This is a genomic window from Thiomonas sp. TH-17, from assembly GCF_057473305.1.
On the sequence record NZ_JBYCKI010000058.1, the window covers coordinates 1 to 10,981 of the forward strand.

The 10,981-nt window shown below is 63.3% G+C and carries 10 protein-coding genes and 1 tRNA gene; 1 reads left to right on the forward strand and 10 read right to left on the reverse strand.

Features of this window, described 5'->3' with window-relative positions; genetic code table 11:
• Nucleotides 1–242 precede the first annotated feature (242 nt).
• Nucleotides 243–1,445, forward strand: a complete 1,203-nt coding sequence (locus AC2VLV_RS03940) for a TsoY family (seleno)protein (RefSeq protein WP_486988737.1) — start codon at nucleotides 243–245, stop codon at nucleotides 1,443–1,445.
• A gap of 42 nt (nucleotides 1,446–1,487) precedes the next feature.
• Here the strand turns inward: AC2VLV_RS03940 and AC2VLV_RS03945 are convergent, their stop codons facing one another.
• The 10 genes from AC2VLV_RS03945 to AC2VLV_RS03990 all read right to left on the reverse strand — a co-directional run bounded on the left by AC2VLV_RS03945 (nucleotide 1,488) and on the right by AC2VLV_RS03990 (nucleotide 10,978).
• Nucleotides 1,488–2,993 carry an amidase gene (locus AC2VLV_RS03945; RefSeq protein WP_486988738.1) on the reverse strand — a complete coding sequence of 502 codons (1,506 nt, stop codon included), beginning with the start codon at nucleotides 2,991–2,993 and terminating at the stop codon, nucleotides 1,488–1,490.
• Nucleotides 2,994–3,143: 150 nt separating this feature from the next.
• Nucleotides 3,144–3,219, reverse strand: a tRNA-Phe gene (locus AC2VLV_RS03950).
• Between the two features lie 113 nt (nucleotides 3,220–3,332).
• Nucleotides 3,333–4,052 carry a response regulator gene (locus AC2VLV_RS03955; RefSeq protein WP_486988739.1) on the reverse strand — a complete coding sequence of 240 codons (720 nt, stop codon included), beginning with the start codon at nucleotides 4,050–4,052 and terminating at the stop codon, nucleotides 3,333–3,335.
• A 12-nt stretch (nucleotides 4,053–4,064) separates the two neighbouring features.
• The gene (locus AC2VLV_RS03960; RefSeq protein WP_486988740.1) at nucleotides 4,065–6,368 is read right to left on the reverse strand and encodes a sensor histidine kinase; all 2,304 of its coding nucleotides are present in this window, start codon (nucleotides 6,366–6,368) and stop codon (nucleotides 4,065–4,067) included.
• Nucleotides 6,365–6,955 (reverse strand): DUF4390 domain-containing protein, encoded by a 591-nt coding sequence (locus AC2VLV_RS03965; protein WP_486988741.1) that lies wholly within the window; start codon nucleotides 6,953–6,955, stop codon nucleotides 6,365–6,367. Before AC2VLV_RS03965 ends, AC2VLV_RS03960 begins: the two co-directional genes overlap by 4 nt.
• Nucleotides 6,952–8,328, reverse strand: a complete 1,377-nt coding sequence (gene rsmB, locus AC2VLV_RS03970; protein ID WP_486988742.1) for a 16S rRNA (cytosine(967)-C(5))-methyltransferase RsmB — start codon at nucleotides 8,326–8,328, stop codon at nucleotides 6,952–6,954. The genes AC2VLV_RS03965 and rsmB overlap by 4 nt, the downstream gene beginning before the upstream one ends.
• A 48-nt stretch (nucleotides 8,329–8,376) precedes the next feature.
• Nucleotides 8,377–8,841, reverse strand: coding sequence for a DsrE family protein (locus AC2VLV_RS03975; protein ID WP_486988743.1), 465 nt, complete (start codon nucleotides 8,839–8,841; stop codon nucleotides 8,377–8,379).
• A 153-nt stretch (nucleotides 8,842–8,994) separates the two neighbouring features.
• Nucleotides 8,995–10,287 (reverse strand): FCSD flavin-binding domain-containing protein, encoded by a 1,293-nt coding sequence (locus AC2VLV_RS03980; RefSeq protein WP_486988744.1) that lies wholly within the window; start codon nucleotides 10,285–10,287, stop codon nucleotides 8,995–8,997.
• A 13-nt stretch (nucleotides 10,288–10,300) separates the two neighbouring features.
• Nucleotides 10,301–10,603 (reverse strand): c-type cytochrome, encoded by a 303-nt coding sequence (locus AC2VLV_RS03985; protein ID WP_486988745.1) that lies wholly within the window; start codon nucleotides 10,601–10,603, stop codon nucleotides 10,301–10,303.
• Nucleotides 10,604–10,819: 216 nt separating this feature from the next.
• Entirely contained in the window at nucleotides 10,820–10,978 is a 159-nt protein-coding gene (locus AC2VLV_RS03990) for a DsrE family protein (protein WP_486988746.1), read from the reverse strand.
• Nucleotides 10,979–10,981: the final 3 nt, after the last annotated feature.

Sequence of the window (10,981 nt, forward strand, 5' to 3'; positions counted from 1 at the left end):
CCTCTGGGTGAGCGAGGTTTTTTTCGCAGACTGAATTTGCGATCAAAGTCACAGACCCGCCCGCCGTAACGATAAAACTCCTTGATTTTCCGGGAGGAATTTTGTGGGAATTGCGAATCATCAAACATCGCAGGGCTTGAATTTATATACTCCACCCTGTATTTGTAACGTCTTGCAACGCCAAGCTTCTGAATGTCGCGCGTTGCGCAATCCCCCCACCTTTTTCTCCCAGGAGAACCACCATGCTGGTCAACAACCTCCGAGAACGCTATTCACCGATGTACTTCCTCGCCGCACTGGGCGCCGGTGGGCTTGCGGTGTCGTTTTTCATCTATCCCATGTTCCTGCTGCCGCATCCGGACACGCCGATGGTGACGTTCAATCACCTGTGGCCCGCGCTCACGGCCGGGGGCAATCCGCTCACTTCGGCGCTGATCGCCATCGATCTGGCGGCGATCATCCTGTTTGCCGTGCTGCATTTCTGGCTGCTGGCGTGGAATCTGCGCGAGTTCAAATTGTTCCGCCAGACCGCTGCTTACCAAAAGCTGCTGACCTCCAACGCCGAAATCAGCCTCATGGCTGTGCCGCTGACCCTGGCGATGACCATCAATGTCGCCTTCGTCCTTGGCGCAGTGTTCGTGCCGAATTTGTGGAGCGTGGTGGAGTGGATGTATCCGGGCGCGATAGCCGCCTTCCTCGCCGTGGGCATCTATGCCCTGCGCATTCTCGGCGCCTACTTCACCCGGCTGTTCGTGCATGCGCAGTTCGACTTCGCCGAGAACAACTCGCTGGCGCCGATGGTGTCGATCTTTGCTTTGGCGATGATTGCCGTGGGCCTGGCCGCGCCCGGCGCCATGAGCCATCACCGTGAGATCAACGCCATCGCCATGGTGCTGTCGATCTTCTTCGCCAGTGCGGCGCTGCTGCTGCTGCTCATCAAGATCGTGCTCGGCTTTGACGCCATTCTGCGCCACGGCATTCAGCCGCAGGCCGCCGGCAGTCTGTGGATCGTCATTCCCATTCTCACTCTGCTGGGCATCACCTGGATTCGTTGGTCCATGGGCCTGTCGCATCAATTCGGCAACACCAACCATCCGACGGATCTGCTGCTGTTCACCACGGTAGTCGTGTCGCTGCAGGTGATCTTCGGCCTGATCGGCTATGCGGTCATGAAGAAGCTCAATTACTTTGCCGACTATGCCGGCGGCGCCAAGTCCAACGCGGGCGCCTTCGCGCTGATCTGCCCCGGCGTGGCGTTCTTCGTCTTCGGCATGTTCTTCATCAACTTCGGTCTGGTGATGCCCAAGTTGGTGGGGGCAGGTTCGTGGGCTTATTTCCTGCTCATGGCGCCCCTGATCGCCGTGCAACTCAAGACCATTCAGGTGTACTTCCGCCTGTTTGGCAAGATGCTGCTCAAGCCGCGCCTGCAGCTGGCCTCGGCCTGACGCCGGTCGGTACGCAAAAAAGGACGCCTCGGCGTCCTTTTTTCATGCGGCAAAGACGGGCGGCCGCCAATGCCCCCAAGCGCGTTCCTGCTCCAGCTGAGTGGCCAGTTGAAACAACAAATCTTCACGCCCCCAGGCCGCCCCGAACTGCACGCCTACGGGCAAGCCGTTGTCGTCCAAGGCCCACGGCACAGACATGGCCGGCGTGCCGGTGAGGTTGGCCAGTTGGGTGAACGGGGTGCGGTGCAGGTTGTCGAAGGCGAGTTGCTCCACCAGACCGCTGCGGCGCAACACCCCGCCGAGCCCGAACTGCAGAATCAGTTGCAAGGCCGTGCGCTGCCACCTTGGCGCCGCCAGCTCGCCGATGCGTGCCGGAGGCTGCGCGCAGGTGGGCGTGAGGTAGAGATCGAAGCGCGTGAACAACTGGCCTAGCGCGCGCATCGGGGTGTTCCATCGCGCACGCGCCAGGGCATAGTCGCCCGCGGCAAGACCGCGTCCGATGAGCCCCAGGGCTTGGGTGTCCGTCTCGAAAGCCGAAGCAGGAACACCCTGCTGCTGCCACCAGGTTAACTGCGCCGCCACCTGCCCGAAGTACATCGTGAGGTAATCGCGCGCCAGTTGCAGGCCGTCACCCACGGGGTCGACCCATTCGACGTGATGCCCCAGCGATTGCAGCAGTTGCCCGCAGTCCGAAGCGGCGCGCGACCAGGCCGCATCAACCGCGCCGCCAATGGGAGAGGCCGTGCTCAGCGCAATGCGCAGCCGTTGTGTTGGCGGCTGCAGCTCCTGCGAAAAGGGCCGGGCCGGTGGCCGAACGATGAACGGATCGCCCGGCTCGTCGCCCACGATGACATCAAGCAGTGCCGCACTGTCGCGTACCGTGCGGGAAATCGCATGGGTGCTGACGGCTCCTTCCCACTGCTCATCGAACTGAGGCGCACAACTCACGCGCCCGCGCGAGGGTTTGAGCCCGAACAGACCGCAATAAGCCGCCGGAATGCGGATCGACCCTCCGCCGTCTCCCGCCGCTGCAGCCGGCACAATGCCCGCCGCCACCGCAGCCGCTGTGCCCCCAGAAGAGCCGCCGGGCGTGTGGTCGAGATTCCACGGATTGCGCGTCGGCCCAAACGCCACCGGCTCGGTGATGGCCTTCAAGCCCAGCTCCGGCGCATTGGTCTTGCCGAAAATCAACAGCCCGGCCTGCTCCCATCGCCGCACGACCGCGTCGGTCTGCGCAGCCGGTCTGCGGGCCAACATTGCATTGCCCTGGCTGGTGCCGTACCCGGCCAGATCCATGCCCAGGTCCTTGAGCAGAAACGGAACACCCGCAAACGGGGCATCCCCGGTGCGCGCTTGCTTCAACTCCGCTTTGGCGTGCTCGCGCAAATCTCCGATGACGGCATTGATTCGCGGATTGACCGCATCACAGCGCGCGATGGCGCTTTGCAAGACCTCCGCCGCATCACACTCGCCACGGCGGATGGACTCAGCAAGATCCAGGGCATCAGGAATGTGAGACGGAATGGACGAAGGGGTTTGAGTCGACATGTTGCGCACAATGAAAGCACATCCAGCGCGAAACAAAAAGGCCTCCCGATGAGGGGAGGCCTTAGCGCCCTTTGCGCTCTTGGATCACTTGTGCTGACTCAAAAAACAAAAGCCCCGTCACTGGGACGGGGCTAAGTTGTTTGATTTCATTGGTGGCCAGGGGCGGAATCGAACCGTCGACACGCGGATTTTCAATCCGCTGCTCTACCAACTGAGCTACCTGGCCAAAATTTGTGAGGCTGCATGCTCAAAAGCCATTTTTTGGAGCGCAGCATTTTCGAAAAACGAACATCCTAGCAAAACTTTTCAGGACACTCGCAATGTCCGGTTCGCCGCGGCTTATTCGGCAGAGGGGTCCAGATGCGCAATGGCTTCGTCTTCCGGGACGGAGGCAGGCTCGCTTCTGTTGCGCGAGCCGCGGCCGAGATCCACTCCGAGTTGTTTGATCTTGCGATAGAGGTGCGTGCGTTCGAGCCCGGTTTTCTCGGCCACGCGGGTCATGCTGCCGTTTTCGCGGGTGAGGTGAAATTCGAAATAGGCGCGTTCGAATTCATCGCGCGCTTCGCGCAAGGGGCGGTCGAGCAGAAAGGCACGTTCTGCGGGTAGGGTCACGGGTTGTTGCACCTGCACGGCGTTGACGCCGGGCATGACCGCGAGTGGTGATGCGGGGTTGACGCCGCTGGCGCTGCGGGCGACGGGTTTGGTGAGCGCTTGCGAGACGGATTGCAGGAGCTTCTGCAAGGCAATGGGCTTTTCGAGAAAGGCCATGGCGCCAATGCGGGTGGCTTCTACGGCGTGGTCGATGGTGCCGTGACCGGACATCATGATGACCGGCATGGTGAGCTGTCCGCTGCTGGACCATTCTTTGAGCAGGGATACGCCGTCGGTATCGGGCATCCAGATGTCGAGCAGCACGAGGTCGGGCCGGGCCTGGGCGCGCAGCTGCCGGGCCTGCGCGGCGTTTTCGGCCAGCGATACGTTGTGCCCTTCGTCATTGAGAATTTCCGAGAGCAACTCCCGAATTCCCATCTCATCGTCAACTACCAAAATGCTTGCCATACCGACTCACTCTCACGCGTGCTGCTGGGGCGCGTCCACAGAATGTTGTTGCGCCAGCCCAGGGAATATAAGGGAAACGCGCGCGCCGCAAACCGACCCCTCTGACTGCAGGTTCTGAATCTCGATGCGGGCGTGGTGTTCCTCTGCGATTTTTTTCACCACGGCCAGACCCAGACCGGTGCCCCGCGGCTTGCTGGTGACATAGGGCTCGAAGGCGCGGTTCAGGATTTTGTCGCTGAAGCCGGGGCCGTTGTCGCTCACGCTCAGGCGCACGCGCAGGGCGGCGCCAGACGGCGTCGGCAGCGCCTCGGTGCGTATGCGCACCTTGCGCTCGGGCTGCGCGGCGACGGCATCAATGGCGTTTTGCAGCAGGTTGTGAATGACCTGCCGAAGTTGTGTGGCGTTGCCGAGAATGTGGGGCAGATCGGCGGCGAGATCGGCCCGCACCTGCGGCTGTTCGTCAGGGCTGGCGCCGTCAAACGCGGGCAGGCTGGTGTAGAGATTGAGAACGTCGTGGATGAGGTCGTTGAGGTTCATGACCTCGGGCTTGCCGGCGGGCAGCCGTGCGTAATCGCGAAAGTCGTTGACCATGTGCTGCATGGCCTGAACCTGGTTGACGATAGTGGTGGTGCTGCGCTGGAGCATGTCGCGATCGGCGCCTTCGAGTTTGGCGGCCAGCTTCATTTGCAGGCGCTCGGCCGAAAGCTGGATGGGCGTGAGCGGGTTCTTGATTTCGTGCGCCAGTCGCCTGGCCACTTCGGCCCAGGCGATCGAGCGCTGTGCGGAGATGACCTCGGAGATGTCGTCGAACACAACGACCGACGCGGGCTGTCCGGGCAAGGCCAGCCGGGCGCCCCGGGCCAGCAGAGTGATGGTGGCGTCGCTGCCCGGCAGCAGGTACTCGATCTGCTGCAGCCAGTGCGGGCTGGGTCCGGCATCCTCTTGTTCGTCGAGCGAAGTAAAGGCCTCGGCGATGATCTGCGCCAGGGCTTGCAGGCTGGGGTGCTGGTTCAGCGGCTGGCCGATGAGTCCTTGCAGTGGCGCGCGCAGCAGCCGGGTGGCGCTGGGGTTGGCCAGGGCCAGGCGCTGATCGCTGCCCAGGACCAAAACGCCCGCGCTGAGGTTGTCGAGCACGCTTTGCAGATAAGCGCGCGACGCCTCAAGTGCATCGTGATTGAACTGCACCTGCGCCCGAGCTTCGGCGAGCTGGTTGGTCATGGCATTGAACGAGCGCACCAGCACGCCAAGTTCGTCATTGCGCTGGAAGTTGGGCTTCTGCCGCAGATCCCCTTCGGCCACGGCCTTCATGCCGTCGGCCAGCAGCAGCAGCGGCTTGGCCAACTGATTGCCCAGCACCACAGCCAGCAGCACCGCCAGGAACACGGCGAGGAACAGTGTGAGCGTGAGCGTGGAGATGTACATGCGCTTCAGGCCCTCACGGCCCAGGGCGCGCTCCTGATACTCGCCATACGCGCGCTGCACTTCGAGGGCGCTGCTGGAGATGGCTTGCGGCACGTTCTGGATGAGTTGCAGATAGCGCCCATGCCCGGGCAGGACGAAATTGCGCGTGGGCAGACCGATCACCACCCGCAGCTTCAGCGTCTGCGGGGCCTGACTGGCGCCGTCATCGCCGCCTTCGATGTCTGCGATGGAGCCCATGGTGCGCAGTTGCCGCATGCTGTTCGGGCCGGGGAGATCGGGCACCAGCGAGAACGGGTTTCCGCCCGCGGTGACGAGCACCGTGCCATTGCCATCGAACACGGTGATCTGTTGCAGCCCGAGTTGCTGCCGAAGCTGCTCCATCGAGAGCGGAGACAGCAGGGTCGGGTCATCAGCGATCTGTACCGACAGGTTGCGGGCCTTGGTCTGCAGATCGTTCTGCAGCACATTGAGCGTGGTGCGCCCCAGGTTCAGGCCCGCGCTGAGTGCGCCCTCCACCTTGACGTCGAACCAGGTCTCGATACTGCGGGCAACGAATTGGTAAGACACGGTGTAGATCACCACCCCGGGCAGCACGCCGACCAAGGCGAACACCGCAGCGAGTTTGAACAGCAGACGGCTGCCGAAGCGCCGCTTGTGCAGGCGCCAGCCCAGCCGCAGGCCGAGCGCCAGCACGACCAGCAGCAACACCCCCGCCACGACAAAATTGATCCAGTACAGCCAGGCAAAGAACGGGCTGGGCTGCCCCGTGTTGTCGGTTGATACCGCCAGCAGAAAAACGAGGAATACCGCCAGCGGCAGCCCCAGCGCCAGCGCCATGCGCATGGCCCAGCGCGAGGTGCGGCTGTCCCAGGCATTGCCGCTCGGCCGGGTCATGGCGTCCACACGAAGGGTTGCGGCGGGAAGGCGGCTTCGATTTTCCAGTCCGACTGAGAAGAGACGTTGAGCTGAAACGGCCGTGGCAGCTGCGACAGATCGAGCTTGAACCGCGCATCGAGTTGGTAGGTCTGACCGGAAGCCATCTGCGAGGGCTCGGCCACGCGCAGATGTCGGGTGCGCTGCACCACGCCCAGCGCCTCGTCGAGACTGTCATAGTTCTGCTGTAGCCCGCCCACGGAGACGCGGTAACGCTGCAGCAGCGGCTGATAGGCCAGCCGCACTTCGCGCCGGGCCTGAGCGATGTCCTCGTTGAACCAGTACCAGCGCGGGCGCACCACGGTGACCACGGTCTCGAAATAAAGCGCAATGCCGCGGTGAAGCACGTCTTCGAGGCTGCGCGGCAAGGCGAACACGGCGGCCGTCGTGACAAACAAGCCCTCCGGGCTCATGGTCAGCATGAGCGGTTCGGTATCGACCGTGGTGGCCCGGGCTCGCGAGATCAGGCTGACGCCGGCGGCCAGCAGTAAGCCATTGCGCAGCAGCTTGCGGCGCATGGGGTCTGGGGAGGCGGGGCGGGTTTTCACGATGCTTTGATGAACAGGGCGTAGAAGAACCCATCTTGCGAATGAAGCGCAGCGCCAGGGTGATCCCCGGTCTGATCGGGCGCGGGTTCCTGCGGCAGCAACTGCCCCGGCGCGGGCGATGCTATCGCATCGGCATGGCGGGCGAGGAAGGCCCGGGCCTGCTCCACACCCTCCTGCGGGAACACCGAACAGGTGACGTACAGCAGCTTGCCGCCGGGCCGCAGCAGCGGCCAGAGCGCGTCGAGCAGCGCGGCTTGCGTGGCGGCGAGCGCGGGAATGTCGGCGGCGCGACGCAGCCAGCGGATGTCGGGATGGCGGCGGGCGATGCCCGAGGCGCTGCAGGGCGCGTCGAGCAGAATGCGGTCGAAGGGCTGACCGTTCCACCAGGCAGCGGGATGGGCGGCGTCGGCTGTGAGGGTGTGCGCCTGCAGACCGAGGCGGCCGAGCGTGTCTTCCACCCGACGCAAACGCTGAGCGTCTTTGTCGAGGGCGAGCAGGTCGCAATCGCAGCGTTCGAGCAGATGCGCGGTTTTGCCGCCCGGCGCGGCGCAGGCGTCGAGCACGCGCTGGCCCGGCTGTACGTCGAGCAGGGCGGCGGCGTATTGCGCTGCGGCGTCTTGCACGCTCACCCAGCCCTGCTCGAAGCCAGGCAGACGCTCAACCGCCACTGCCTGCTTCAGAATGAGCGCCTGGTCAAGCAGGGGGTCGTCTGGCGCCGTGCACGGCAGCCCGCTCGCAGCGAGCGCGGCCTGATAGTCGGTGCGCAACTGAAGCCGGGGGTTCACCCGCAGCGTCATGGCAGGCTGTCGCTGCGCGACTTCGAGCACGCTTTGCCAGTCGGCGGGATAGGCCGATTGCAGGGCCTGCACCCACCAGTCCGGATGATTCCATCTCGCCTCCAGGGTGCTCATTCGCACCGCTTCGATGTCGGCTGTCCGGCTCACAAAGCGTCGCAGCAAGGCGTTGGCAAACCCCTGGGCATGACTTAGCGAAGGCGTGCGCTTGCATGCTTCGACGGCCTGATTGACCACGGTGTGTGCGGCGTAGTGCGCGGGGGCACCCGGCAGGAGCAGCGCCAGCGCGGTCTGCAAGACATCGCGCAGCAGGGGCGGGCGGATCGGTTTGGGCTGCAGATCGGCCAGCAAGGCCCGCACCGTGCCGAGATGGCGCAAGACGGCAAAGCTCAGCGCCTGCGCTGCGCCGCGCTGGCTAGCATCCCACTTGCCGCGCGTTGCGGTCTGGGGCAAGGCGGTGGAAAGTGAAGCGCCCGCCTGCACCGCGCCGATCAATTGCGCGCAGGCGATCAGGTCGCGCCACAAGGGGCGCTGGGCGGAAGGGGGGGCGATTCGGGGGGCAGGGGAGGTCACCGGCACATTATCGGTGCTGCCTCCCGCTGGATGAGCCGTTTGAACAGCGAAGGCTCAAGGGCAGATGTAGGCGTAGCCCTCGCGATATTGCAGATTGGCAGCCTCGGCCACGCCGGAAGGCACGATGGTGGCATCGAGCAGCACGCGATCTTTAGGGATTTTGCGCGAGGTCAGGGTGTTGTTACACACGCGGAACGACACGCCCTGCGCTGCGAGGCCGCCGATCAGCCCGGCGAACTCGGCACCTTTGCCATCCACCGCGCCATTGAGCATGAAATCGATACCGGCCCCGTTACCAACAACGACGATTTTCGCGGTGGGATCGGCGGCCAAGTGGTTGCGCACATTGCCCAGGCAGCGCGAACCCTGTGAGTCACCCTGCGTGACGTGATAAACGACCTTCACGGGCCCTTCCTTGTCTGCGCGGCCTTGCGCGCGCGCGGTGGTGCTGACCATGAGTGCAGCGGCGCCAACAGTTGCCGCAGCCAGCGCCTTGCGGCGATTCGGTGTGTTTTCCATTTGTCTCCTCCTTGGGATGGTTGTCGCGTTGCGCTCTTATGGCGTTGCCGCGAAAAAGAAAGGGCCGACTTCAGATCGACCCTGCCATGATGCCTGTGAACCACGCACCGCACAATCCGGGCAAGCCCAGACCCTGCTGTGCGTGGGCCTGGTTCAGGACAAGCTGTCGCGCCAGATATTGGCGGCCCACGCCTCGGCGTAGTGCGCCTCCAGATCGGACAACTCGGCTGAAATGCCGCCCGAGCCGGGAACGGTGAGATAGGTCTTTTCCTTCTCGTTGTACTGGTGCACCGTGGCGACGTGAATCGCCTTGTCGAAGCTCACCATGCTGTAGCAGGTGTTCATCACCACTGGATGGTTGTTGACCGGCTGGTCGTAGAGCATGGACACAATAGCCGCCGCTGCGACCTTGGCTTGCTGGTTGGCCATGTGACCCGATTTGGGCATGAGCGGCGAGATCTGGATGGAGTCGCCCAGCACATGAATGTCCTTGTGCACCGTCGATTCGAAGGTCATGTAGTTCACCGCACACCAGCGACCGTTCATATTGGCCAGCCCGGTCCGCTGGGCAATGACCCCCGCGCGCTGCTGCGGAATGACGTTGATCACATTGGCCTTCACCGGGCTGTCCACTTCGAACTCGATTTCCATGGTCTGAGCGTTCACCCCCACCACGTTGTGGTCGGGCACGTACTCCACCATGCCCGAATACATTTCGGCCCAGGCTTTCTTGAACAACGGCTCTTTCGATTGCACCTTGTCGTTGGCGTCGAAGATGATGACCTTGGACTTGGGCTTGTGCTTTTTGAAGTAGGCCGCCACCAGCGTGGCGCGCTCATAAGGGCCGGGCGGGCAGCGGAACGGGGCTTTGGGCACCGACAGGGCGAACACGCCGCCGTCGGGCATGGACTCGATCTGCTGTCGCAGCGCCACGGTCTCGGGGCCGGCCTTCATGGAAATGAGCAGTTTGCCCGCTTCATTCGCAGCTTTCAGACCCTTCACCGTATCGAACATCAGATCGATGCCGGGCGAGACCACGAGCTTGTCGTACTTCAGCGTGTCGCCGTTGGCGAGCTTCACGGTGTGCGCGGCAGGGTCGATGCTCTCCACCATGCTCTTGACCCATTTCACGCCATGCCGCGTGCGCAGGGCGTCGTAGGACGTGGTGATGTCCTGCATGGACTTGGCGCCGGCGATGACCAGATTGGAAACGGGGCAGGAGATAAAGACATCGCCCGGATCGACGACCGTCACCTCGATAGCGTTGCCCGACCATTCGCGGATGTATTTAGCCGCAGTCGAGCCGCCGTAACCGGCGCCGACGATGACGACCTTGCCCTTGCCCGCAGCGCTGCGGGTGGTGCTGGCGCAGCCCGACAGCGCGGGTGCGAGACCGATGGCGCCCACAGTGGCGGCGCCTGCCAGGAATTTGCGACGTGATTGCATGATGGAGGCGTCCTTAGGGTTTCTGTTGCGCGAAGTAGGTGGCGATGAGCTGGATCTGGGCGTCGGTGTAACCCTTGGCGATCTGCGGCATGATGGTGCCGGTGCGCTTGCCCGTCTTGTATTCCGCCATGGTCTCCACGATCGACGCCGAGGTGCGCCCGGCCAGCGAGGGAATGGCTGCGGTGGACACGCCGTGTGGCCCGTGGCAGTTGAAGCAGGTGGCGGCCAGTGACTGGCCCGGCGTCACCAGATCGGCCGCCTGCACGGCGCCCGCGGCGCAGAGCAGGGACGTCGTCAACAACAGTTTGCGCAACATTCGATGCCTCCTTGATAAGAGATAGAGCGGCAGACCGAAAGACATCAAAATTCTTTGATCTGACGCAAAAGGTATCGAAATGTAGCAAATAGATACATTCGGGAGAACCAGCAGGAATTTGCCACGCTTGAGCGCTGTCAAAACTGGGCAGAGGATGGGGCCTGCTGTGTGATCCGGGTCACACAAGGCAGGCGGTAGCCTGCCGGTGAGGCTGCCTCAGGGCTTGATGTAGTACCAACCCTCAGACTGCAGCTTGACCAGTTCATAAACCCCGGCTGGCACCACCGTGGCTTCGAGTACCAGTTCGCTTTGCGGAATCTTGAGGAAGGTCAGGGTGTTGTTGCAGGCCTTGAACTGCACGCCCTGATTGGCCAGATC